The sequence below is a fragment of the Celerinatantimonas sediminis genome, from assembly GCF_046054195.1.
GTDB lineage: Bacteria > Pseudomonadota > Gammaproteobacteria > Enterobacterales > Celerinatantimonadaceae > Celerinatantimonas.
This window is the reverse complement of record NZ_JBEQCS010000012.1, coordinates 21336-45626: the sequence shown is the minus strand read 5'-3', so window position 1 is coordinate 45626 and position 24291 is coordinate 21336. Positions and strand designations below refer to the sequence as shown.

The following is a 24291-nucleotide window of genomic DNA, read 5'->3' as shown; positions in this document are numbered from 1 at the left end:
CGATGGCCGATCATATTAAAGATGAAGATATAGCGAAGTTTCGTCACGTGGAAGCTCAGGATTATGAGCTTCCTAATTTCGGCAATGCGCCTCACCATGAAGATACTGATGCATTTGATAGACCTTACCATTGGTATAAAGAAGAGGCCGAACAAGCTCGCTCTGACAACGACGAAGAGCCTATTAAACCGCTGACGCTCGAAGATCTTGAACAGATTCGGCAAACCGCTTATGAAGAAGGCCACGCCGAAGGGCGCAGTGCAGGCTATGAGCAAGGTTTTGCCCAGGGCCATGAAGAGGGCGCCAAGGCTGGAAAAACCGAAGGTCTTCAACAAGGCTTAAAAGAGGGGTTGGAGCAAGGCCATTCGCAAATTGATACTTTGTCAGGCTATTGGCAAAAATTGATTGAAGAGTTAGTGATGCCCGTGCAACAGGTCACCGCCCAAGTGCAGTTACAATTAGTCGATGTGATTTGTGAAGTTTCTAAAGCCATTATTCAAACTGAATTAACCACCAATAAACAAGTTATTATTCACACGGTTAAAGAAGCTGTTCAAGCGATGCCGGTTAATGAGCAGACGTTGTTAATCCATCTGCATCCTGATGATTTATTGGTGATTGAAGGTGTTTTTCCTAAAGAAACACAAGAGAAAAAACATTGGCAGCTGCTCGCTGATGGTAGTTTAAATCGCGGTGATTGCATGATTGAAGCGCAAAACTCAACCATCGATTACTCAATGAGCGATGTGGTGGACCGCGCTTTGAAACGTTTCTTAAGCGATAATATTAAAACTGCACGTACTGTTGAACCTCCTGAAGTTCCAGACGTTGAGCCACTTGCGCAAGCTCATGAGTCAAGTGAATCTGAGAATAGTGCAAGTGATTTAAATGAATCGGCGCCTGATTTAACCCAACCATCTGAAAACCAGAGCGATGAGTCACAGACTCCGCTTCCTGAGTCGCGCCAGGACTTATCAGATGATGAAAACCATGATGAGCATTTTGGCGGAGAAGATGATGAATCTTTGCCAAACACTTAGTCAATTCAAAGTCTCTGAACTTCGCCAAGGGCCAACCGTGGCAGGTAAGTTAACTCGAGTGGTTGGCTTAACTCTCGAAGCTATTGGTTGTCGGGCACCCGTGGGCTCGCTTTGTCATGTGCAAACCATTACCGGTAATCTTGAAGCTGAAGTGGTCGGTTTTGCTAATGACAAACTCTATTTGATGCCAAGTGAGCAGTTAACAGGCGTTTTACCTGGAGCTCGAGTTACACCTTTAAATCAACAGCATGATATTCATGTTGGACCAGAACTATTGGGCCGGGTGATTGATGGCCTCGGCCAACCTTTAGACGGGCTTGGCGATATTATGACTCAGCAGCGCGCAACGCTTAGCGCCGAGCGTATTAATCCAATGCTACGCGAGGTTATATCCAAGCCTTTGGACGTCGGCGTTCGGGCGATTAATAGCGTGTTGACGGTTGGCCAGGGGCAGCGAATGGGATTGTTTGCCGGCTCTGGTGTCGGTAAAAGTGTGCTGATGGGCATGATGACCCGCGGGACTACGGCTGATGTCGTCGTGGTTGGGTTGATTGGTGAACGTGGCCGTGAAGTTAAAGAGTTTATCGAAGAGATTTTAGGCGAGCAGGGGCGGGCCCGCTCGGTTGTGGTTGCAGCACCTGCTGATGCATCGCCGCTGATGCGTATGAAAGGCTGTGATACCACGTTAACGATTGCCGAGTATTTTCGCGACCAAGGGTTAAATGTGTTGCTGTTAATGGATTCATTGACCCGTTATGCCCAAGCGCAACGTGAAATAGCGTTAGCAATTGGCGAGCCGCCTGCAACCAAAGGTTATCCACCTTCAGTGTTTGCAAAATTACCTCGTTTAGTTGAGCGTGCTGGTAATGGCTTAAATGGGCAAGGTTCCATTACGGCCTTTTTTACCGTCTTAACTGAAGGGGATGATTTACAAGACCCGATTGCCGATGCTGCTCGTGCCATTTTGGATGGCCATATTGTGTTATCCCGAGAGCTTGCTGATAGCGGTCATTATCCTGCCATTGATATTGAAAAATCGATTAGTCGTGTGATGCCTGCGGTGACCAGCGATGAACACCAACAACTTGCCCGAGCACTTAAAATGCTCTATGCCCAGTACCAGCAAAACCGTGACTTGATTAATCTAGGCGCATATCAGCGCGGCTCAGATCCTCGAATTGATTTAGCTATAAATTTGAAGCCACAAATGGATCAGTTTTTGCAGCAAACCATGAAAGAGAGTATCCATTTTGACGAAAGTCTGACGCAGCTGCAGCGCTTAATGCAGATGGCTCAGATGAATCATCAATAATTAAGCGGTGAGAACATTCTATGGCGGGTAATGCGTTAACGATTTTATGCGAGCAACTGGAAAAGCAAGAGCGACAAGCCGTTGCTGAATTTTCATTGGCCCGTCAACAATTGGCTTCTTTTGAACACCAACTACGGCAGTTAGAAAGTTATCGTCATAATTATATGGTGCAGGCGATGGAGCGTGGTTCTGATGGGATGCTCGCGTCAGGATTTCACCAATACCAATCATTTATTCAGACCATTGAAAAAGCTGAAATCGAACAGCAACAAAGCGTTGCCCAATTGCGAACCAATGTGGAGCGCAAACGTCGCGAGTGGCTAGATCTTGCCAACCGCCATAAAGCAATTGAACAGCTGATAGAGCGACAAAGGCAAAAAGAAGCGCTAAAACAAGCTCGTTCTGAGCAGAAATTGCTGGATGAATATGCAACGACACAGTTCGCCCGGCGAAATCTGCTTTCTGATTAATCATCCATAGAATCTTTGCCAAGAGTCGCAGTCATTGCATGACAACTCTCTACGTAATTTACAACTTGGTTTAATTTTTGCTTAATCCTTATGAAAGGTTGCTGAGTTGCCGTTAGGCCACAGCTGAAGTCTGGAAATTATTGGCAAGGGAAATGAAATCGATGGCTACGGTAAATGTTGCAAACATTAGCCAACTGGCTCCTACAAAGTCTGACAATGCCCGGGTTGGCATGTTGTCCTCCCCATCATCGGCAACTGTGTTTAATGATGCTTTTTCAAGAGCTCATCAGCAATTAAATCACTCGAGTACTAAAAGCGGCAATTCTATGCCGTCACATGCCTCTGTTAAGGGACATTCTGAACCTGCTAAAACAGCTCCGGCCAAAGCTTCTCAATCGCATCGAGCCACCGATAATGATCACGTAAAAAATACATCAAAGGATAGCCAGACAAATTCCAAAACCACTGCTGCGCGGCACAATTCTACAGAGAGAACATCGGCATCATCTGATGATGGGCATCGTCAGGTGGCAAGTGATAAAGATTCACGCAAAGCTGCAAAAAATGGATTAAAGAGCCACCCAACTGATACGGATAAGGCTCAATCCAACCAGCCTAGCAAAGACCATGAGCAAATTGCTCGCGTTAAAAAAAATGGGCAACAACAAGCCCCCGTGAGCACTAAAGATGATTCATCGGTGGTTGTAAGTGAAGACGAGTCCAGAGCGATGCAGTTATTGGCTCGCCTTGAGAAGGCCCAAAATGCAGATATGCAGCTTGAGCAAACTTCATCAATGAGCGATAAACTCAAACTTGCAATGCAGGTGCTTGAACAAGCGAAAAAATTAAGCGCTAGCAAACAGTTGCAATCGGCCGATGGCAAGCAGCCTAGCGCTATGGAACTTGCGTTGATGATGCTGCAAAAAGTTCAAAGTAGCGATGCCAAGGCTCATCTAGATACGTCAAAATCTGCCGATGTTAGCTCTTTGCAGTTGCATCAAACTTTACAGATGCTGAACCAGGCAATTGCGCAATCAAAAAGCGGTAAGAGCCATTATGCTGAACATTTGAATCAATTAGATCCGAAATTGCGCAAAGTGCTGGAACAACTCTCTGAGCAACTTGCTCAAGTCAGTTCGATGGATGAAAAGTCATCCGCTGATCAATCAGATGCGTATATTGAGCCGATGAAATCAGCAAAACATCAGCCGAAGCAAAGTGATGATGATGCAACCTTGCTTAGCCAGCTCCAAGCGCAATTGACCCATTTGCTCAATCCAGCAGAGCCTAAAAAAACTTCGCAAAACACCGCTTCTGCATCAGAACAAAATCAGCAGCCTGTTTCAGGCTCATCTGGCGCGACAAATAAGATGGTGCAAAATGTCGCCTTGTTAGCGCTAGCTGAGTTAAAAATGCAACATCTGCAGAATAATAAGCAACAGAGCTCTGATTTTGACACTCAAAGTGTCAATAAGTTAGCAGATAAAATTGCAGCGTTAACTGCTCAATTATCACACTTGGTAAGTGGTGAAAAAACGGCAAAAGATACGGCGGTTGAAACGGCTAAAGTCAGTCAGGCGAGTCAAATCCCAGTAAGCCATATTCACGCCAAAGAGACTACGAGTGCTCAAAATATAGTTCAGCAATCGAGTGATAGCTTAGAACCCGCCCCTGTACGTGATGATATAAAGAGCAAAGCTACGCTTGCTAGCGCCGCAGCGGCGATTCACAATGCAGCGGCTAAAGCTTCAGCAACGACGCAAAGTCAAACGCCAGCTGCGCAATCCGTTCAGCAAGCATTGGCGCAAAATCCAACGCAGCAGGCAAATGCAAACGGTGTAAATGGCGCAGCTCACGGACAAACAGTGAAAGATGCTGAACAGGCAGCAATGATAGCGGCTGCTCAATCGGGTGATAATCATGCGCAACATAAAGCGCAGGCTCAGCAACAAGGAAATAGCACGCAATTGGGAGCTGCACATTTGGCTGCAAACAGTGAGATATCACTGTCAGCAGGTCAACAACATGCAGGGCTAGGTGCGCAGAGTCAGCACCAAGGTGGCGCGCAGTTAGGTTCGAATAATCCGCTGACGAATGCATCTAAAAATGATGGGTCGTTTGCCAGCCAGTTAGCTATGAATCAGCCAAGTAAGCTTTCGAGCGAGCTTAATGAACGTATTAATTATATGGTGTCGAATAAGTTGCAATCTGCCGATATTCGTCTCGATCCAGGTCATCTTGGCGCTATGCAAATTCGTTTGAATTTAAATCACGATCAGGCTCAAGTGCAAATCCATGTGCACAATCCTCAAGCTCGTGAGATGCTGGAACAATCAATGCCGAAACTGCGCGATATGTTAGCGCAACAGGGCATTCAATTAGGTCAGAGCCAGATCAACCAAGGAAACTCTGGAAATCCACAGCAACAAGGATTTGCTCAAACCGGTGGGCAATCACAAGGTGGTTTTGCGGGTCAGCAGCCGTTTGGTCATAGTGCGAGTGAGGTTGTTGCTGAAGAAAGTTTGCCTCATCTTTTAAGCTCACAACTTTCTACAGATGATGGGATTGACTACTATGCTTAAGAAAAGCGGGTATAGATAGCTAATTTAACGTTGCTAAATGACTAACTAGCTGTAACTATGCCATAATTGCATGCAACCAAAGTAATTGATTAACGAGACGAAAATGGCGGATGAAGGCGAGTTAAAAGTTGAAGAGTCCGGTGGTGGTAAGAAAAAACTTATCATTATTATCGCAATTGTTTTAGTCGTACTGATAGCAGGTGGTGCAGCAGCTTTTTTCCTATTAGGTGGTAGTGATGAGCCAGCTAAACCAGGGGCCGCGCAGTCGAGCGCTAAAACAGAAACTGAAGCTGTAAAAGAGCAGGCTCTTTATGTTGGTATGCCACGGCCCTTTGTTTTTAACGTCAATGGTACAGACAGAGATAGGCTGGTGCAGATCAAAGTGCAGTTAATGGTGCGGGGCGAAGATAACGAAAAATTGGCCCAGAAAAACATTCCACTGATTGAAGGCACGTTATTAAATATATTTTCTGCCGCGACAGTTCAGCAGCTTTCAACGCCAGGTGGCAAAGATAAACTACGTAATGAAGCATTGGATGCAACTCGCAAAGCGATGCAGGGATTAACCGATAAACCCGTGATTGAAAAAGTTCTGTTCACTGGGTTTGTAATGCAATAAGCAAAGAGACGTCGTGACTGATTTATTAAGCCAAGATGAAATTGACGCGCTATTACATGGCGTTGACGATATTGAAGAGGAAGAAGCGCCACAGGCACAAAGTGGCGATGTCACTGAGTTTGACTTTTCATCTCAGGATCGCATCGTGCGTGGGCGTATGCCTACGCTGGAATTGGTGAATGAACGTTTTGCCAGACACTTGCGGATCAGTCTATTTAATATGATGCGGCGCACGGCTGAAGTGTCGATTAATGGCGTGCAGATGCTCAAGTTTGGCGAATATGTTCACACTTTGTTTGTGCCGACCAGTTTGAATATGGTGCGTTTTCGGCCACTTAAAGGAACTGCGCTGATTACCATGGAAGCGCGTTTAGTCTTCATTTTGGTGGAGAACTTCTTTGGTGGCGATGGACGTTATCACGCTAAAATTGAAGGTCGTGAGTTTACGCCAACGGAACGACGAATCATCCAGATGTTGCTCAAGATTGTCTTTGAAGATTATCGCGAAGCTTGGGCGCCGGTTATGGATGTTGAATTTGAATATCTAGACTCAGAAGTAAACCCGGCAATGGCTAATATCGTTAGCCCAAGTGAAGTGATTGTTGTGAGCTCTTTTCATATTGAATTGGATGGCGGCGGCGGTGACTTTCATATTTCGATGCCATATTCGATGGTTGAGCCGATTCGTGAACTACTCGATGCTGGGGTACAAAGTGATAATGAAGACACCGATCAGCGCTGGAGTAGCGCTTTAAAAGAAGAGATTATGGATGTGCCCGTGAGCATATCGGCGCGTCTGTTACAAGCTGAGCTGTCTTTACGAGCGCTTTTAAATATGCGCACGGGAGATGTGATCCCGGTGGATATGCCAGAAAGTGCACTGGTCTTTATTGAAGATTTACCAAGTTTTCATGCCAAGATCGGGCGTCGCGGCGATAATTTAGCACTGAAAATTAGTGAGAAATTAAAACGTCCTGAATCGGTTAAAAGTGATATAGAACTGGTAGTGGCGCGCAGTCGCCGTAAAACAGATGAAGAAATGGGTTATGATTAAAGGTCAAAAATATGAGTGACGAACCACAAGATCAAGGTGATTTAGCTGATGAGTGGGCCGCCGCAATGGCCGAGTCGATGGGGGCTGAAAAGGTAGAACTTGAAGAGTTTGCCGAAGACCCTAAAGTTGGCTCATCACTCTCAGACGAAGAGCAGCAAAAGCTCGATGCAATTTTAGATATTCCGGTAACCATCTCAATGGAAGTTGGGCGTAGCAGCATTAATATCCGTAATTTGTTGCAACTGAACCAGGGTTCTGTTGTTGAACTTGACCGTGTGGCTGGTGAACCGCTGGATGTCATGGTTAACGGAACATTAGTGGCCCATGGAGAGGTGGTGGTTGTAAACGATAAATTTGGGATTCGCTTGACTGATGTGATTAGTCAGACTGAGCGAATTAAAAAACTCAAATGAGGTCGATATTCGTCATATTATTGACTCTTTGGCCATTGGTCAGCCAAGCCAAAGAGTCGCTGAATGCCGATGGACAACCGTTAAGCTCAGCTGACTGGCTCTCTTGGATACTATCGATGGTGGTTGTTCTGATCGCCATTGGAATTTGCGCTTGGCTTGCCAAAAAAACGCGTTTTAACGCCTTTGGCAACGGCCAGATGAAAGTGATTGCTAACCTTACACTGGGAACTCGTGAACGCGTTATTGTTGTTCAAGTGGGGCAAACACAATATTTATTGGGCGTAACCAATCAACATATTGAACTTATCGACAAGCTGGCAGAACCTTTGCAAGGTGATTCTCAAGCGCCAAGTTTTGCTAAGCAACTCAACCGGATTCTCAAAGGAAATGGCCGTTAATAAAAAGTGGTGTTTGTTGTTATTGCTGTTGTTTATCGCAATTCCGGCAAGTGCTAAAGATAGTTTTTTACCTGCATTAACCGTAACCACTAATCCTGACGGCAGTCAGGAGTATTCGGTGACGCTGCAGATCTTGGCGATGATGACGGCATTAAGCTTTTTGCCGGCTATCGTTATTATGATGACTTCATTTACCCGAATCATTGTGGTGTTGGCCATTCTGCGTCAGGCGCTGGGTCTGCAACAAACCCCATCGAATCAAGTATTAGTTGGTATTGCATTGTTTTTAAGCTTTTTTATTATGTCACCCGTACTTAATAAAATTAACGACAATGCCTTGCAGCCTTATCTAAATGATAAATTAACCTCCGTGCAAGCGTTTCATGAAGCAGAAAAGCCGATGCGAACCTTTATGTTGGGCCAGACTCGGTTAACTGATCTGCAGACCTTTGTTGAAATCGCGAATGTCAAAGTCAAGGATCCGAAAGATGTGCCGATGCAGGTTTTGATCCCTGCATTTATTACTTCCGAGCTAAAAACAGCCTTCCAGATTGGCTTTATGTTGTTCATCCCGTTCTTGGTGATCGATTTGGTAGTGGCCTCGATATTGATGGCAATGGGGATGATGATGCTCTCGCCAATGATTGTGTCATTACCATTTAAGTTGATGTTATTTGTGCTGGTTGATGGTTGGAGCTTAGTGATGGGAACATTGGCTAAAAGCTTTGGATTATAGGAGCGCGCAATGCAACCTGAAGTATTTGTAGATATTTTTCGCCATGCGCTCAGTCAGGTCGTCATTTTGGTCTCTGCGGCCATTATTCCGAGTTTGATTGTTGGGTTAATTGTCTCTATTTTTCAGGCCGCTACATCCATTAACGAACAGACTCTAAGTTTCTTGCCGCGCTTAATCGTCACTTTATTGGTTTTAATGCTGTTTGGGCACTGGTTTACGCGAATGCTGATGGACTTATTTATTAATATGGTAAATATGATCCCTCAAGTCGTTAATTAAGCTTCGTAAGTTTTGAGGCAGATGAATGCAATTTCCAGCTGACGTAATCTTAAACTGGTTGAGTTTATATCTCTGGTCATTTATGCGGATCAGCGGCTTGCTAATGGTGATGGTGCCGTTTGGCGGTCAGGCTGTGCCAGCACGCGTGCGATTATTGTTGGCCGTCACTATCTCTTATACGGTGGTTCCTATGTTACCACCGGTGCATGGGATTGAGCTTTTCTCGTTGCGCTCATTTTTGGTCATCGCTCAGCAGTTATTAATTGGTTTTGCAATTGGTTTTATCACCCAACTGGTGATGCAAACATTTGTCTTAGCGGGCCAAGTGATAGCCATGCAAACCAGTTTGGGGTTTGCTTCTATGGTTGACCCGACCAATGGCCAGAATAGCCCTGTCGTCGGGCAGTTTTATCTGCTGCTAGCCACTTTGATTTTTCTCTCTCTCAATGGTCATTTAGAGCTTATTCGGTTAATCACGATGAGCTTTAAAACGCTGCCTATCGGTGAGATGGGATTCTCAGCCCTTGATTATAAAATGATAGCATTATGGTTTTCTCAGCTGTTTTATGCAGCTTTAGCCATGACCATTGCGGCTATTGTGGCAATGCTATTGATTAACTTGGCATTTGGCGTAATGACTCGCGCTGCTCCACAGCTAAATATCTTTTCGATTGGATTTGCGGTGAGCATGTTATTTGGTCTATTTATTTTATGGTTTACCATCGGCAACTTTTTAGCTCACTTTGAACATCAATGGCGAGCGGGGCGGACACTGGCGTGTTCTTTGCTTAAGATTAACTGTTAGATAACTAAGAGATAGTCATGGCTGAGTCTGATCAGGAACGTACAGAACAACCCACCGCGAAACGATTAAGTGAAGCGCGCGAAAAGGGGCAGATTGCTCGCTCTAAAGAGCTGGCGACGGCTCTGGTGTTAATCGGCTCAGCTGTTGCACTGATGCTGGTGGGCCAGCAATTGGCAACCGCGATAGCGGTAGTGATGAAAACCTCTTTTTCACTTGAGCGCGCTGAAGTTTTTGACCCACAACTGATGTTCCACGGTATTGGCAGTATGTTGTTAATTCTGGTCAAGCCGATGGGCTGGATAATGGTCATTATTCTTATCGCTGGGTTAATCGGTAATACGCTTTTAGGTGGTGTTGCGTTTAGTTGGCAAGCTGCCGCACCTAAATTCAATCGATTGTCACCATTATCTGGTTTTAAACGCATGTTTGGCATTCAGGCAATGGTCGAACTGGCTAAAGGTATTGCCAAAGTGCTAGTGATCGCACTCGCTGTATGGTGGATCTTTAAAGCTAAATTCGATGACATGATGAATCTGTCGATGCAAACCGTACCAGGTTCAATTGCCAATGCACTGCATTTATTGCAATGGTTATTTTTTCTGATGACGTTAAGTCTGTTACTGATTGCCGCGATTGATGTGCCATTTCAGCGCTGGAATCATATTAAACAGTTGAAGATGACCAAGCAGGAAATCAAAGACGAGCATAAAAACACCGAAGGGAACCCTGAAATTAAAGGACGAATTCGCCGGTTGCAGATGGAGATGACCAATCGACGGATGATGGCTGATGTGCCTCAAGCTGATGTGGTGATCACCAACCCAACGCATTACTCAGTTGCGCTTAAATATGATTCAGAACGGGCTGGTGCGCCGATTGTGGTGGCTAAAGGCGCTGATGTGATTGCATTTAAGATTCGAGAGATTGCCAAACATTATGAAATCCCGGTATTAGAATCCCCCGCTGTTACTCGCTCGCTTTATCACACGACCAAAGTAGGGGCGCAGATCCCAGATGGCCTATTTGTCGCCGTGGCCCAAATTTTGGCGTATGTCTTTCAGCTTGAACAATTTCGCAAAGGACAAGCGAGTCGTCCCCGCAAACCTTCCACTGATCTTCCTATTCCTGACGAGCTACAGTATTAATCCTATTGTTTATGATCATGATTTAAATAATAAAAATTACTTAATTAAATCATTTTGCGGTATATTTACTCAGGATTAATACTACTTAGGCGCGATTTTTGCTTTTAGTTCCTTATCGAGTATTAGAACTGTCGGAAAATCGCCGTTTTATGGAATTACTTAACTCTCTTCAAAATCTTCGGTTACGCGATATAACCAAACTGCGCGGCAAAGCGCTGCATGGCGTGGGTACACCGTTGTTGGTTCTTGCCGCACTAGCAATGGTGGTTTTACCAATGCCACCCATGATTTTGGACATGCTCTTTTCGTTCAATATCGCGTTATCGATGGTGATTTTGTTAGTGGCAGTCTATACCAAGCGACCCTTAGATTTTGCCGCGTTTCCAACGGTTCTGTTGGTGGCAACATTACTTCGTTTGGCACTAAACGTGGCATCGACTCGAGTAGTTTTACTTCATGGTCACAATGGGCCAGGAGCTGCTGGACAGGTGATTGAAGCGTTTGGCTCGGTGGTCATCGGTGGTAACTATGCCGTGGGTTTGGTGGTGTTTTTAATCTTGATGATTATTAACTTTGTCGTAGTGACCAAAGGTGCTGGACGTATTTCTGAAGTTAGTGCTCGCTTTACGTTGGATGCGATGCCCGGTAAACAGATGGCAATTGATGCCGACTTAAATGCGGGTCTTATCGATCAAGACCAAGCCAAACAGCGTCGTCAGGATGTGACCTCTGAGGCGGATTTTTATGGTTCGATGGATGGTGCGAGTAAGTTCGTCAAAGGCGATGCGATAGCCGGGATATTGATTTTAACCATTAACATTGTCGGTGGTTTTATTATTGGGGTTGCGCAACATGACTTAAGTTTTTCGCAAGCGGCCCAAGTTTACACATTATTGACCATTGGTGATGGCTTGGTCGCGCAGATCCCATCACTGTTATTGTCGATTGCTGCTGCTATCATCGTGACTCGGCAAAATACCGAGCAGGATATGGGCGAGGCGGTGCAGTTGCAGATGCTGCAAAATCCGCGAGTGCTGATGATCGCTGCGGTCATTTTGCTCATTATGGGTACTGTCCCTGGTATGCCGCATGTTGCTTTTTTAAGCTTCGCACTGTTATGTGCAGGTGGCGCATACTGGCGGTTGCGGGTGAATAAAAAGCTGCAGGATGAAGCCGATAAAGCATCGGTTGAGGCAAGTAATTTACCATCAGCTGAACCTAAAGAGTTGGGCTGGGACGATGTTCAACCAGTTGATGTTATTGGGCTTGAAGTTGGGTATCGGTTAATTCCTCTGGTTGATAAATCGCAAGGTGGTGAGCTTTTATCGCGTATTAAAGGCGTGCGTAAAAAGCTTTCACAAGAATTAGGCTTTTTGGTACCAGCTGTCCATATCCGCGATAATCTCGATTTAGGGCCGAACCAGTATCGGATCTCTCTGATGGGCATCACCTTTGGTGAAGCGGATGTTTATCACGACCGGGAAATGGCGATTAACCCCGGCCAGGTTTTTGGTGAAGTGGAAGGGCTTCCCACCCATGATCCGGCATTTGGCTTAGAAGCAAAATGGATTGGCAGCGAGATTCGTGAACATGCTCAGACCTTAGGTTATACGGTGGTCGATTCTGCAACTGTTGTAGCAACTCATTTGAGTCAACTGTTAACCAACCACGCTGCGCAATTGCTCGGTCATGAAGAAGTACAGAATCTATTAGATATGTTATCCAAATCATATCCTAAACTTGTTGAAGGACTGATTCCTGATACTTTGAACTTATCGGTTGTTGTGAAAGTTCTACAGAACTTACTGAACGAAGGTGTACCGGTCCGTGATATTCGCACGATTGTTCAGACGTTAGTTGAATATGGGCCGAAGAGTCAGGATCATGAAGTGCTGACAGCCGCTTGCCGAATTGCCTTAAAACGAATGATTGTTCAGGAGTTGATTGGTCCAGAGCAAGAGCTACCAGTGATTACCTTGTCTCCAGATTTGGAACAGATATTGCATCAATCCATGCAGGCTGCTGGGAATGAAGGAGCCGGGATAGAACCGGGCTTAGCTGAGAAATTACAGACATCATTAACTCAGGCAGCACAGAATCAAGAATTAGTAGGTCAGCCAGCCATATTGCTGACATCTGGAATATTACGAGCCAGCCTGTCGCGGTTTGTTAAAAATGCGATTCCTGGCCTTCGGGTTCTATCTTATCAAGAAGTACCGGAAGAGAAACAGATCCGGATTGTGAGCTCTATTGGGCAATAGGCAGGAGAAGTAATCAGTGAAAATGAAACGGTTTTTTGCCAAAGATATGCGTAGCGCGCTGCTAGAAGTCAAGGAGACTCTGGGCAGTGATGCGGTGATCATGTCTAACAAAAAAGTAACTGGCGGCATCGAGATTGTCGCAGCAGTTGACTATGGGATCGGTGAAGAATCGTTACCAGCTGAGCGGGAATTAGCTGAGGATAGTGTCAATATTTCGTCTGGAGCGGTGAAAAAACCATCGCAAACAGCAGCTTATAAAAAACAAAAAAATGACGTGTTACAAGATTTTGACGAATCAGCCAGTTTAAAAGATAACTTAGCTAATTTCTTACGTCGTCAGCAAAAGAATTTAAAAGAGGCTCGAACAAAGGAGTCTGAAGCGCCAGAGCGTCCAGTTGCGAATCACCGCCCGAAAACTTTGGCTGAGCAGCAACATTGGGACAATGGCCGAGCTCGCGCTGCCAATGAGTTTAAAAAACCAGTTGCTCGGCGTAGCAATCCTCGTCAACAGGTCGATGAGCAGGCCAAAGCGATTGAAGAGCTCAAAGCAGAAATGACCTCCATGCGCAAATTGCTGGAGCATCAGGTATCCGGTTTGATGTTCCAAGAAGTTGAGCGTGAAGAGCCGATTCGGGCCATGATGATCAAAGAGTTGCAACGTTTAGGGTTTGCCGATGAACTGGCTGATCAATTAGCCAGTTTGGTGCCAGAAAACTGTGCGCCTAGTGAAGCTTGGCAGCAGATCCACGAATTATTAGCCGCGCAGGTCGAAACCAGTGATGATGATGTGCTTCTTGAAGGCGGTGCAGTGGCTCTGCTTGGACCTACTGGCGTTGGCAAGACTACAACCATTGCTAAATTAGCTGCTCGTTTCGCCAAGCGTTATGGCAGCGAACAGGTTGCCATGATTACCACTGACACCTATCGTATCGGTGCTCATGAACAACTGGCAACCTATGGCAAGATTATGGGATGTCCTGTGCGAGTGGCGCAAAATGAAGAAGAATTATCCGAACTGCTCTATCAGTTTCGTGAAAAGCGGTTGGTGTTAATCGATACCGCAGGGATGAGCCAGCGCGATTTAAGACTCAATGAACAGTTGGATGCGCTGGTCAAAAATAGCCGAGTGAATATTCACAACTATCTGGTGATGCCTGCCAATGCTCAGCGGCGCGTGATTGAAGAGACGGTCCAGCACTTTAGCCGGATCCCTTTAGCTGGGACTATTTTAACTAAACTTGACGAAAGTTTGTGTTTAGCTGAGGTGCTCAATGTTACGCTGACTCATGCGCTTCCGATTAGTTATATTACCAATGGTCAGCGAGTGCCAGAAGATATCGCTGTGGCTGATGCCCATGAATTAGTTGCTCAGGCGCTTGAATCAGAGTCCAATAGTAGCGCGTATTATTGGCCCAGTGATTCTCGACAGGTGTAGGCCCAACAAGCATGTACAATAATTATTTAACTCAGTTTAATCAGGCTAGTGGCTTAAGAATGATGCAAAAGAACAAAAAAGTGAAAGTCATTGCAGTAACTGGTGGCAAAGGTGGTGTTGGCAAGACCAACGTGACACTGAATATGGCAGTAGCCATGGCTGCGCAAGGTAAACGCGTGATGGTTCTGGATGCGGATTTAGGACTGGCAAATGTCGATGTCATGCTAGGGTTGCGGGTCACTCGTAATTTATCGCATGTCTTGCGTGGTGAATGTCAGCTTGATGATATCCTTGTCGAAGGCCCTAATGGCATTCTGATTGCACCTGCAACCTCTGGGACGCAATCCATGGTGGAGTTGTCTCAGTCGGAACATGCAGGCCTTATTCGTGCCTTTAGCGAGCTAAAAACACCCATCGATGTATTGTTAGTTGATACCGCTGCTGGGATCTCCGATATGGTGCTGAGTTTTTCCCGAGCTGCTCAAGATATCTTGGTTGTGGTTTGTGATGAACCAACGTCCATTACCGATGCTTATGCGTTAATTAAAATTCTATCCAATGAGCATGGTTGTTATAAATTTAAAATTGTTGCCAATATGGTCCACAGCCTTCGTGAAGGACAAGAGTTGTACACCAAATTGACACGAGTCACTGACCGTTTTCTTGATGCTACGCTAGAATTAGTAGCATGTATTCCATATGACAATAATGTTCGCCAGGCAGTGCGCAAGCAAAAGGTGATTGTAGACGGGTTTCCTAAGTCGCCCGCTGCATTAGCTTTTCGGTCTCTGGCTAGTAAGGCTGCTTCATGGCCGATACCAGACCAAGCTCGAGGCCATCTCGAATTCTTTATTGAACGTCTGCTGAATACACAGAGCAGTTAGAGGGGGAGCCGTGAACAAAGCTTATGCATACAGCAGTATGGTCGCGGATGATACAGAGACTATCGTCGCCAAACACAGTTCGTTGGTTAAACGAATAGCCCATCACCTGATGGCTCGTTTACCCGCCAGTGTGATTGTTGAAGACCTCATTCAGGCCGGGATGATTGGCCTGATTGAAGCTGCCCGTAATTTTGACGGAAGCAAAGGTGCTAGTTTTGAAACCTATGCAGGGATCCGTATTCGTGGCGCTATGCTCGATGAAATTCGTCGTGGTGACTGGGTCCCTCGCTCGGTTCACAAAAACAGCAGGATGATCAATGAAGCCATTGCATCTGTTGAGCGTGAAAAAGGTCGTGATGCCAAAGATACCGAAGTTGCAGCTTATTTAGAGGTGTCGATTGGCGAATATCATGCCATGCTAAGTGATGTCAGCAGCGGTAAGATCTTAGGTATTGACGACTTAGGTGTGAGTGAAGATGTTTTAAGTAACGAAGCATCCAGAGCACATAATCGTCCCTTTGAAGGGTTTGCCAATGAACGTTTTCAGCAGGCTTTAAGCGATTGTATTAGTCATTTACCAGAGCGAGAAGCACTCGTACTATCGCTCTACTACGATGAAGAATTGAATCTTAAAGAGATTGGTGAAGTGCTAAGTGTGTCCGAGTCGCGAGTGAGCCAAATACACAGTCAGGCGTTGGCTCGATTAAAAGTTCGCATGCAAGATTGGACACAATAGCTATTTATAGACTAATAATTATGGGGTTAACTCTACTAAGATCGGTTTGGGTAGGGCATAATTAGCCTCTAAGTATCAGTTCGTTAGCATTATCGTTGATGCACAATATATCCTGGTAGGAGGGATACTTTGGATAAAAATATGAAAATTCTGATTGTTGATGATTTTTCAACGATGAGAAGGATTATTAAGAATTTGCTTCGTGATCTGGGCTTTAACAATACCCATGAAGCCGATGACGGAAGTACCGCACTGCCAATGCTAAAAGGTGGAGATTTCGAGTTTGTAGTCACAGACTGGAATATGCCAGGGATGCAGGGGATTGATTTGTTAAAAAATATCCGGGCAGATGACAGTTTGAAACATTTACCAGTTCTAATGGTAACCGCCGAAGCTAAGCGTGAGCAGATTATTGAAGCTGCTCAAGCAGGGGTCAATGGTTACATTGTTAAACCATTCACAGCTGCTACGTTAAAAGAGAAACTCGACAAAATTTTCGAGCGGCTTCAGTAATATAGGATAGGTTATTGTGACGAACGAAGCACCACTGATTTCGCTGGAAGAGGCAAAACAGTTGGTCGCTTTCCTGGAGCAGGGAGATGCGACCCAGGCCAATCTTATTGTAACTCAAGCTTGTGCTGCTAACTCTGATGCGTTGTTTAAACGTGTCGGTGAGCTGACGCGTGAGTTACACAACTCGCTGAATGATTTTCACGTCAATATGCGTATTAATGAAATAGCTAGCCATGAGATGCCTGATGCTCGTGAGAGGCTTTCATATGTCATTGATATGACTAATAATGCTGCAAATAAGACGATGGATGCAGTAGAAGCGAGTTTACCTTTGGCTGACCGTTTAAATGATCAAATAGCTAATGTTATGCCTTCATGGCGCAATTTGATGGAACGTAATCTAAGCTTAGGAGAGTTTAAAACGCTTTGTCATCAATTGGATGAATTCCTTTATAATTCAGCAATTGATGCCGATAAGCTCAGACAGATGTTAACGGATATTTTGATGGCTCAGGACTTTCAGGATTTAACTGGCCAAATGATTTCGAAAGTAATTGTTTTGGTTCAAGAAGTTGAAGGTCGGCTAGTAGAAATGTTAACCCTGTTTGGAGGAGCTGCTTCCAAAGAGCCGTCTTCAGCGAAGAAAACAGGTATTGAGGCTGAAGGGCCGATACATAACAAGGAAGCTAGGGATGACGTTGTTCAATCACAGGATGATGTAGACGACTTATTATCCAGCTTAGGATTTTAACGGAGTGGTTCATGAGCTTTGATGTCGATGAAGAGATTTTGCAGGACTTTCTGATTGAAGCGTCAGAAATTCTTGAGCAATTATCTGAACAGTTGGTTGAATTGGAAAATTCACCCGATGACCGCGATCTCTTAAATGCAATTTTCCGCGGTTTCCATACTGTCAAAGGCGGTGCCGGATTTTTATCATTACATGAATTGGTCGACGCCTGCCATGGGGCAGAGAATGTTTTCGACAATTTGCGTAATGGTGGACGGACCGTTACCCCAGAATTGATGGATGTCATTTTAGAGGCATTGGATGCTATCAACGAGATGTTCGCTTCGGTTCAGGCCCGCGAACAACCGGCCCCTGCTGCACCAGAAATTATTGAAAAACTGCATCAGTTAAGCAAACCAGCAGGATCTGAACCGGAAGTTGAAGAGACTGCTCCTGAACCAGAACCTGAAGAAGAACCTCAAGCTGAGCCTGAAGTTGTCGAGGAACAACCTCGAGCATCAAGTGATTCATCAAGTGTGGATGATATTACTGATGAAGAATTTGAGCAGTTACTTGATGAGTTGCATGGTTCTTCATCTTCCGCGCCAAAACCTTTGGAAAAAAGCCCGGCGAAACCAGCACAACCAGCTAAAGTAAGCTCTGCAACAAGTAGTGATGGCGACGAAATTACGGATGAAGAGTTTGAGCGGTTGCTTGATGAATTGCATGGTTCAGGTAGTCAAGCTACAAGCAAGCCGGATGCCGCCAAAGCGCCAGCCGCTACTGCAAAACCTGCCAATAATGGCGATGATATCAACGATGATGAGTTTGAAAAATTACTTGATGAATTGCATGGTTCGGGCAAAGCTCCGGGTGATTCTGAGCAAGTAAGTCAGCCCAAAGCACCGAGTGCGGCAAAACCATCTAAGCCACAGACTCCGGCACCAGCAGCGAAGCAACCCGCGGCCCCTAAACCCGCAGCAGCTAAACCCGCAGCAGCTAAACCTGCACCGGCAGCTGCTCCTAGCGCCGCTAAAGCAGAGCCTGCTAAAGAGCACCCACAAAAAGCAGCTGCTGCGCCACAAGGCGAAACCACAGTTCGTGTCGATACACGAACACTTGACGATATTATGAACATGGTCGGTGAACTAGTTTTGGTTCGTAACCGTCTTGTGAGCCTTGGCCTTAACAGTAACGACGAAGAAGTTTCAAAGGCAACATCCAATCTTGACGTAGTGACTGCTGACCTGCAGGGTGCAGTGATGAAAACTCGTATGCAACCGATCAAAAAAGTCTTTGGTCGTTTTCCTCGAGTTGTTCGAGATTTGGCTCGTAACTTGAAAAAAGATATCAACTTGGTGTTGGTTGGGGAAGAAACCGATTTAGATAAAAACCTTGTTGAAGCATTGGCTGATCCGTTGGTTCACTTGGTTCGTAACTCGGTCGACCATGGTATTGAAATGCCAGATGTGCGTGAAGCTGCTGGTAAGCCTCGTACTGGTGTCATTACTCTTTCAGCTTCGCAAGAAGGCGACCATATCCTTTTGAAAATCGCAGATGATGGGGCCGGTATGGATCCGGAAAAACTCAAGTCAATTGCGATTGAACGTGGTGTGATGGATGCCGATGCTGCCGCTCGCATGAGTGACAATGAAGCGTATAACCTCATTTTTGCGCCCGGTTTTTCGACCAAAAAAGAGATCTCAGATATCTCTGGTCGTGGGGTCGGTATGGATGTGGTTAAAACCGGTATTACCAAGTTAAACGGGCAGATAGATATCGATTCGCACAAAGGTGTCGGGACAACGTTGCGAATTAAAGTTCCACTTACATTGGCTATCTTACCTACGTTAATGGTCTCTGTGGGTGAACAGATTTTTGCACTACCTCTGACGAGTGTGAATGAAATATTCCATCTGGATTTGACAAAAACAAACGTGGTTGATGGCCAAGAAACGGTAATTGTGCGTAATAAGCCGATTCCACTGTTCTATCTGCAGAGCTGGTTGATTCGTAATCATCCTAAAGGCAGTAAGCCAAAAGATGGACATGTTGTTGTGGTTCAGGTCAACACATTACAGGTTGGTTTCGTTGTCGATAGCTTGATTGGTCAAGAAGAGGTCGTGATTAAAGCGCTAGACCAGCTGCTGCACGGCACGCCTGGAATGGCTGGTGCGACAATCACAAGTGATGGCCGAATTGCATTAATTTTAGATATTCCAAGTTTGCTCAAGCATTATGCTCGGCGAATGTAAGCGAAATGGATAAGTGAGATTGAATGACTGTTAAGGTTTTAGTAGTTGATGATTCGAGTTTTTTTCGTCGCCGTGTCAGTGAAATATTAAATGCTGAACCGACGTTAGAAGTAATTGGTGCGGCTAAAGATGGCCGCGAAGCTATCGATATGGTCATCAAACTGAAGCCTGATGTCGTCACGATGGATGTTGAAATGCCAGTTTTAGATGGCATTTCAGCTGTTCGGGAGATTATGCAAAAATGCCCAACGCCAATTTTAATGTTTTCGTCTTTGACTCATGAAGGCGCTAAAGCAACATTAGATGCGTTAGATGCTGGTGCGTTGGATTTTATTCCGAAAAAATTTGAAGATATTGCTAAAAATCGCGATGAAGCGATTAAATTGCTTCAACAAAGCGTGAAAGCGATTGCTCGGCGCCGCTTTTTAATGCGGCGTAGTTCGGTTTCAAGTAGTACTACTTCAACAAGTAGTCCGCTTAGTCGCTCACCATCGACCTCTTCTCGCTCTTCAACCTTTACCTCATCAACTGCTCGTCCAGCAACTAGAACGGCTCATAATGATGCTCCTAGCGCGTCAACAACACCTGCTACGGTTGTTAAGCGTTCAGGTAAAAATTATCGAATAGTGGCGATTGGAACCTCTACAGGTGGGCCGGTTGCACTACAAAAAGTTTTAACCGAGTTACCTGCAAATTTTCCACATCCTATTTTGTTGATTCAGCATATGCCTTCAACCTTCACCTCGGCATTTGCGGCCCGGTTGAATTCATTGTGTCAAATCAGTGTTAAAGAGGCTGCTGATGGCGATCAGCTTCGCCCTGGCTGCGCTTATTTAGCACCTGGCGGCAAACAGATGATCGTGGAAAATCATGGGAGTAATCGAATTCGGATTATGGAAGTTGATGATCCTAAAATTAATTACAAACCCTGTGTTGATATTACCTTTGCCTCGGTTGCCAAAGCGTTTAGTGATAAAGCCTTAGCGATTGTCTTGACGGGAATGGGCGCCGATGGGCGAGATGGAGCCCGAATGCTTCGTGAATATGGTTCTACTGTTTGGGCTCAAGATGAACAAACTTGTGTTGTCTACGGCATGCCGCAAGCCATCGCAAAAGCGGGTTTAGCTCAGCTGCAGTTGCCAATTGATCGTTTTGCTCATGCGATCGTTACGGAAGCAGGCCATGGATAAGTTGGCCATTTGCGGGCTGCTGCTGGCATTTGGGTCAATATTTTTTGGGCAGTGGTTAGGTGGTGGTAGCATTGCCTTACTGCTGAATGGACATGCCTTTATCATCGTTCTGGGCGGGACGGTTGGTGCCGTGATGTTGCAGTTTCCTTGGGTTGTTTTTAAGGGAGCTTTTAAACATCTTTCTTGGGTTTTATTTCCTCCTGATTTTGATCTTCGCCAGCTTGCCCGTAAATTACATCATTGGAGCAACTTAGTTCGAAAAGAGGGATTTTTAAGCCTTGAGATTGAGCTTGAGCAATCACATGATGAATTATGCTCGCAAGGGCTCACATTACTGATTGATGGCATTGAGGTTAATGTTCTGCAAGATGTCTTAGAACAGCAAATGGACATGGAGCAAGAGAAGTTAGAACGTTATGCCCGTATCTATGAGTCCATGGGTGGATATAGTCCTACAATGGGCATTCTTGGTGCCGTACTTGGCCTTATTCAAGCCATGTCTTTTTTGGCTTCACCTGAGCAGCTGGGCAATGGGATTGCGGTTGCGTTTGTTGCAACGATTTATGGTGTTGGATTTGCTAACCTCGTTTTTTTACCCGTAGCGAATCGCCTGCGACAGATGTTTTATCGCTATAGTATTTATCAGGAAATGCTGATTGTCGGTTTAACCTCTATTGCTGTTGGTGAAACTAGTTTAGCCCTAGAGCGTCGCCTTGCTGTCTTTGTCAAAGGAGCATAGTTATGCGCCGCAGACGATTGCATCATCAGCTTGAAAAACGTGAAGATACTCATCGTTGGTTGGTTTCATATGCTGACTATATGACGTTGATGTTCGCTTTTTTCGTTGTACTTTATGCTATGGCAGTAGTTAACAAAGGTCAGTATCCGGTTTTTTTAGAAAAACTCAATCAGGCCGTAGAACATTTAACGGCACAATCACAACATATTGTTTCTAAAGATACTTTGCAATTTCCCAAGCGTGAGATGATTGATCAAAATAATACTCAGGCTATCGCGGGGCAAGGTCCGGTGCAGTCTAACCAATCTCACGATGAGGCTAAGGTTGTTGCCAATGACAACGATGTCGATGAAGTGGCTAAGACGCATGATGGCGAAGCATTAGATGATGTATATAAACAGTTACAGGCGGTCATTAATGCAAGCGGTCAAAACAATGCGATTAAGATAGAACGCCAGCAAGATTGGCTGACAATCAGCCTTGATAATCAACTTTTTTTTGCAAGTGGTAGCGCGACTTTACTGGATTCGGCCAAGCAGGTTTTAGCCATAATTAGTCAGGTTCTAACCCAGAACCAAAATTATTTGCGCGTTCGTGGTTACACCGACGATCAAAAACTTGATAGTGAGTTGTACCGCTCAAATTGGGAGTTGTCAGTCATTCGAGCAACCAATGTGTTACATCAGCTAGTTGCGTTAGGTATTGCACCGCAGCGACTAGCAGTTGAGGGATTTGGCCAATACTCTCCGGTTGTGGCAAATACAACTGCGCAGAATCGGCGCGAAAATCGGCGGGTTGTGATCGCAATATCGCGTTTTGCCTGGCAGAGTGTTGAAAAACAGAAAAGTGCGTTACAACAATCAACTAAGCTTACAAATAAGCCTCAAGAAAGTCATACTCAAGGCGATAGTAAAACTATATTAACGGTACCGCTGCCAGGAGGCGGGGTGCGCTATACGACAAGGCAGGATAAACAGTGATAGTCTGGACCGTAGCAAACCAAAAAGGTGGTGTTGGAAAAACCACAACGGTGGTGACTCTGGCAGGCCTGCTGGCGCAGCAGGGGGAAAAAGTATTGCTGGTTGATACAGATCCTCATGCTTCGTTGACCAGTTATTTAGGGTATGACTCTGATGCTCAAGAAAATAGTTTATATGAGTTGTTCCGCTCCCGAGAAGGGCGCACGTTTGAACAGGTCAATAAAACGATTTTACATACTGAGTTTGAAAATTTAGATCTCATATGCGCCAGTATGGCATTGGCTACCCTTGATAAGACGTTAGGACAAAGTGAAGGGATGGGCCTGATTTTGCGGCGCATCCTTAATCAAGTTGAAAGCCAATATGATTACGCGCTGATTGATTGTCCACCGGTACTGGGTGTGATGATGGTTAATGCGTTAGCTGCTTGTGAGAGAGTTTTAGTCCCTGTTCAGACTGAATTTTTAGCTCTAAAAGGGCTAGAGCGAATGATTCGCACATTTCAGTTGATGCAGCGTTCTTGTCCCAATAAAATTCGTTACACTGTTATTCCAACTATGTACGATAAACGAACGAAAGCATCGTTGGTTGCTTTAAAAGAATTGCAGGATAGTTATCAGGATCATGTTTGGAATTCGGTTATTCCGATCGATACAAAATTTCGGGATGCCAGTGTCAGACGTATGCCTCCTTCATTTCATATGAAAAAATGTCGTGGTGTGTTCGCTTATGAAACCTTACTTCGCTATTTAGTTCGATTAGCGAAGGAGGCGGTATGAGCTTAAAAAATGATGAAGCATTGGCTGATTATTTTATGTCGCTTTTGGCAGATCTCCCTGAAGATGATGTAAAAACTGAGTCGCCAGTGCTCTCGGTACACGTTGCAAAAGAGCCTGTTACGCCGCGTTCTTTGTCGTTGCAAGCGAGTGCTAAAGCTCGCTCTCCTGTGTCATTGGCTCAGGCAGTTGATGCTAAAAAAGACTTGTATCGTCCTCGGGCAAAACCATTAGCTCAGCTTTTAGAGCAAGCCAATGAATCTCTGAGTAAGCCGTTTGCCGAGCCAGAGGAGAAATTGCCTGAAGTTCTGCCCGTTTTACCAGAGGAGTTAACTTCTGCTGTTGAACCCGCTCAGCTTGAAGAGATCGCTCCGCCAGAGGTCGCTGAGCCTGAAATTATTGAACAGACTCAGGTCGAAATTGAGACTCAAAGTGAGCCAACTGAACCAGCATGGCATAATATTGATGTTGATGCGGCATTTCAGGCGCTATTTTTTGATGTGGGTGGAATCACTTATGCTGTACCACTGGCAGAATTAGGTGGTATTCATCGCATCACTGAGATTACTTCATTGTTTGGTAAGCCTAAGTGGTTTGCTGGTATTATGGCCCAGCGAGAAGAAAAATTTAACGCAGTTGATATGGCGCGTTGGGTTATGCCCAACGAACAATGGGATTTGGATTATCAGTACCTTGTGATGCTCGACAACAGCAGCTGGGGCTTGTGCTGTGAGCATTTAAAAGGGACTGAATGGCTTAATCAGGATGATGTTAAATGGCGCCAGTCACCAGGGAAACGACCTTGGTTGGCAGGGATGATTAAAAAAAGAATGTGCGCACTTATCCATGTCAGCGAACTTGTTAATTTGCTGGATAAGGGTGTTGATGTAGATGGGCGATAATCAATTTATTTGACTTGAAACTGGGAATATAAGCAAA

Annotated in this window: 24 protein-coding genes; all 24 read left to right on the top strand. The window is 45.2% G+C overall.

From position 1 onward, the window contains the following. Positions 1-2 precede the first annotated feature (2 nt). The 24 genes from fliH to ABTQ23_RS13795 all read left to right on the top strand — a co-directional run bounded on the left by fliH (position 3) and on the right by ABTQ23_RS13795 (position 24254). Positions 3-1040 carry a flagellar assembly protein FliH gene (gene fliH / locus ABTQ23_RS13910; protein ID WP_408616339.1) on the top strand — a complete coding sequence of 346 codons (1038 nt, stop codon included), beginning with the start codon at positions 3-5 and terminating at the stop codon, positions 1038-1040. Further along, on the top strand, positions 1015-2352 hold the full coding sequence (gene fliI / locus ABTQ23_RS13905) for a flagellar protein export ATPase FliI (protein ID WP_408616418.1): 1338 nt from the start codon (positions 1015-1017) through the stop codon (positions 2350-2352). Before fliH ends, fliI begins: the two co-directional genes overlap by 26 nt. Positions 2353-2372: 20 nt before the next feature. Further along, positions 2373-2822, top strand: a complete 450-nt coding sequence (gene fliJ, locus ABTQ23_RS13900; protein WP_408616338.1) for a flagellar export protein FliJ — start codon at positions 2373-2375, stop codon at positions 2820-2822. 161 nt (positions 2823-2983) lie between these two features. Next, positions 2984-5404: a flagellar hook-length control protein FliK gene (locus tag ABTQ23_RS13895; RefSeq protein WP_408616337.1), complete on the top strand. Its 2421-nt coding sequence runs from the start codon at positions 2984-2986 to the stop codon at positions 5402-5404. A gap of 103 nt (positions 5405-5507) precedes the next feature. After that, positions 5508-6023, top strand: a complete 516-nt coding sequence (fliL, locus tag ABTQ23_RS13890; protein ID WP_408616336.1) for a flagellar basal body-associated protein FliL — start codon at positions 5508-5510, stop codon at positions 6021-6023. A gap of 13 nt (positions 6024-6036) precedes the next feature. Beyond that, positions 6037-7077 carry a flagellar motor switch protein FliM gene (gene fliM / locus ABTQ23_RS13885; RefSeq protein WP_408616335.1) on the top strand — a complete coding sequence of 347 codons (1041 nt, stop codon included), beginning with the start codon at positions 6037-6039 and terminating at the stop codon, positions 7075-7077. 11 nt (positions 7078-7088) lie between these two features. Next, positions 7089-7490, top strand: coding sequence for a flagellar motor switch protein FliN (fliN, locus tag ABTQ23_RS13880; protein ID WP_408616334.1), 402 nt, complete (start codon positions 7089-7091; stop codon positions 7488-7490). After that, positions 7487-7888, top strand: a complete 402-nt coding sequence (fliO, locus tag ABTQ23_RS13875) for a flagellar biosynthetic protein FliO (RefSeq protein ID WP_408616333.1) — start codon at positions 7487-7489, stop codon at positions 7886-7888. The genes fliN and fliO overlap by 4 nt, the downstream gene beginning before the upstream one ends. Then, positions 7878-8624, top strand: coding sequence for a flagellar type III secretion system pore protein FliP (fliP, locus tag ABTQ23_RS13870; RefSeq protein ID WP_408616332.1), 747 nt, complete (start codon positions 7878-7880; stop codon positions 8622-8624). Before fliO ends, fliP begins: the two co-directional genes overlap by 11 nt. A 9-nt stretch (positions 8625-8633) precedes the next feature. Beyond that, complete coding sequence (fliQ, locus tag ABTQ23_RS13865; protein ID WP_408616331.1) at positions 8634-8903, top strand: flagellar biosynthesis protein FliQ; 270 nt, start codon at positions 8634-8636, stop codon at positions 8901-8903. A 25-nt stretch (positions 8904-8928) separates the two neighbouring features. Next, complete coding sequence (gene fliR, locus ABTQ23_RS13860; protein ID WP_408616330.1) at positions 8929-9708, top strand: flagellar biosynthetic protein FliR; 780 nt, start codon at positions 8929-8931, stop codon at positions 9706-9708. Between the two features lie 17 nt (positions 9709-9725). After that, on the top strand, positions 9726-10853 hold the full coding sequence (gene flhB / locus ABTQ23_RS13855; protein WP_408616329.1) for a flagellar biosynthesis protein FlhB: 1128 nt from the start codon (positions 9726-9728) through the stop codon (positions 10851-10853). A 149-nt stretch (positions 10854-11002) separates the two neighbouring features. Then, positions 11003-13114: a flagellar biosynthesis protein FlhA gene (gene flhA, locus ABTQ23_RS13850; protein ID WP_408616417.1), complete on the top strand. Its 2112-nt coding sequence runs from the start codon at positions 11003-11005 to the stop codon at positions 13112-13114. Between the two features lie 16 nt (positions 13115-13130). Beyond that, positions 13131-14549 carry a flagellar biosynthesis GTPase FlhF gene (gene flhF, locus ABTQ23_RS13845; protein WP_408616328.1) on the top strand — a complete coding sequence of 473 codons (1419 nt, stop codon included), beginning with the start codon at positions 13131-13133 and terminating at the stop codon, positions 14547-14549. A gap of 11 nt (positions 14550-14560) precedes the next feature. Beyond that, on the top strand, positions 14561-15433 hold the full coding sequence (locus ABTQ23_RS13840; RefSeq protein WP_408616327.1) for a MinD/ParA family ATP-binding protein: 873 nt from the start codon (positions 14561-14563) through the stop codon (positions 15431-15433). Positions 15434-15443: 10 nt separating this feature from the next. Next, positions 15444-16169, top strand: a complete 726-nt coding sequence (locus ABTQ23_RS13835; RefSeq protein WP_408616326.1) for an RNA polymerase sigma factor FliA — start codon at positions 15444-15446, stop codon at positions 16167-16169. A 129-nt stretch (positions 16170-16298) separates the two neighbouring features. Next, entirely contained in the window at positions 16299-16682 is a 384-nt protein-coding gene (cheY, locus tag ABTQ23_RS13830; protein ID WP_408616325.1) for a chemotaxis response regulator CheY, read from the top strand. A gap of 13 nt (positions 16683-16695) precedes the next feature. After that, complete coding sequence (locus ABTQ23_RS13825) at positions 16696-17433, top strand: protein phosphatase CheZ (protein ID WP_408616416.1); 738 nt, start codon at positions 16696-16698, stop codon at positions 17431-17433. A gap of 11 nt (positions 17434-17444) precedes the next feature. Next, a complete protein-coding gene (locus tag ABTQ23_RS13820) occupies positions 17445-19667 on the top strand; it encodes a chemotaxis protein CheA (RefSeq protein ID WP_408616324.1) in 2223 nt (740 codons plus the stop codon). 23 nt (positions 19668-19690) lie between these two features. Beyond that, positions 19691-20857, top strand: coding sequence for a protein-glutamate methylesterase/protein-glutamine glutaminase (locus ABTQ23_RS13815; RefSeq protein ID WP_408616323.1), 1167 nt, complete (start codon positions 19691-19693; stop codon positions 20855-20857). 1 nt (position 20858) lies between these two features. Next, positions 20859-21596 (top strand): flagellar motor protein, encoded by a 738-nt coding sequence (locus ABTQ23_RS13810; RefSeq protein WP_408616415.1) that lies wholly within the window; start codon positions 20859-20861, stop codon positions 21594-21596. 2 nt (positions 21597-21598) lie between these two features. Then, positions 21599-22576, top strand: coding sequence for an OmpA family protein (locus tag ABTQ23_RS13805; RefSeq protein ID WP_408616322.1), 978 nt, complete (start codon positions 21599-21601; stop codon positions 22574-22576). After that, entirely contained in the window at positions 22573-23355 is a 783-nt protein-coding gene (locus ABTQ23_RS13800) for a ParA family protein (RefSeq protein ID WP_408616321.1), read from the top strand. Before ABTQ23_RS13805 ends, ABTQ23_RS13800 begins: the two co-directional genes overlap by 4 nt. Further along, complete coding sequence (locus tag ABTQ23_RS13795; protein ID WP_408616320.1) at positions 23352-24254, top strand: chemotaxis protein CheW; 903 nt, start codon at positions 23352-23354, stop codon at positions 24252-24254. Before ABTQ23_RS13800 ends, ABTQ23_RS13795 begins: the two co-directional genes overlap by 4 nt. Positions 24255-24291: the final 37 nt, after the last annotated feature.

Excerpts from the sequence above, each read along its gene's own strand:
- fliH (WP_408616339.1), top strand. The coding sequence starts at position 3 with ATGGCCGATCATATTAAAGATGAAGATATAGCGAAGTTTCGTCACGTG.
- fliI (WP_408616418.1), top strand. The coding sequence starts at position 1,015 with ATGATGAATCTTTGCCAAACACTTAGTCAATTCAAAGTCTCTGAACTT.
- fliJ (WP_408616338.1), top strand. The coding sequence starts at position 2,373 with ATGGCGGGTAATGCGTTAACGATTTTATGCGAGCAACTGGAAAAGCAA.
- ABTQ23_RS13895 (WP_408616337.1), top strand. The coding sequence starts at position 2,984 with ATGGCTACGGTAAATGTTGCAAACATTAGCCAACTGGCTCCTACAAAG.
- fliL (WP_408616336.1), top strand. The coding sequence starts at position 5,508 with ATGGCGGATGAAGGCGAGTTAAAAGTTGAAGAGTCCGGTGGTGGTAAG.
- fliN (WP_408616334.1), top strand. The coding sequence starts at position 7,089 with ATGAGTGACGAACCACAAGATCAAGGTGATTTAGCTGATGAGTGGGCC.
- fliO (WP_408616333.1), top strand. The coding sequence starts at position 7,487 with ATGAGGTCGATATTCGTCATATTATTGACTCTTTGGCCATTGGTCAGC.
- fliP (WP_408616332.1), top strand. The coding sequence starts at position 7,878 with ATGGCCGTTAATAAAAAGTGGTGTTTGTTGTTATTGCTGTTGTTTATC.
- fliQ (WP_408616331.1), top strand. The coding sequence starts at position 8,634 with ATGCAACCTGAAGTATTTGTAGATATTTTTCGCCATGCGCTCAGTCAG.
- fliR (WP_408616330.1), top strand. The coding sequence starts at position 8,929 with ATGCAATTTCCAGCTGACGTAATCTTAAACTGGTTGAGTTTATATCTC.
- flhB (WP_408616329.1), top strand. The coding sequence starts at position 9,726 with ATGGCTGAGTCTGATCAGGAACGTACAGAACAACCCACCGCGAAACGA.
- flhA (WP_408616417.1), top strand. The coding sequence starts at position 11,003 with ATGGAATTACTTAACTCTCTTCAAAATCTTCGGTTACGCGATATAACC.
- ABTQ23_RS13840 (WP_408616327.1), top strand. The coding sequence starts at position 14,561 with ATGTACAATAATTATTTAACTCAGTTTAATCAGGCTAGTGGCTTAAGA.
- ABTQ23_RS13820 (WP_408616324.1), top strand. The coding sequence starts at position 17,445 with ATGAGCTTTGATGTCGATGAAGAGATTTTGCAGGACTTTCTGATTGAA.
- ABTQ23_RS13815 (WP_408616323.1), top strand. The coding sequence starts at position 19,691 with ATGACTGTTAAGGTTTTAGTAGTTGATGATTCGAGTTTTTTTCGTCGC.
- ABTQ23_RS13805 (WP_408616322.1), top strand. The coding sequence starts at position 21,599 with ATGCGCCGCAGACGATTGCATCATCAGCTTGAAAAACGTGAAGATACT.
- ABTQ23_RS13795 (WP_408616320.1), top strand. The coding sequence starts at position 23,352 with ATGAGCTTAAAAAATGATGAAGCATTGGCTGATTATTTTATGTCGCTT.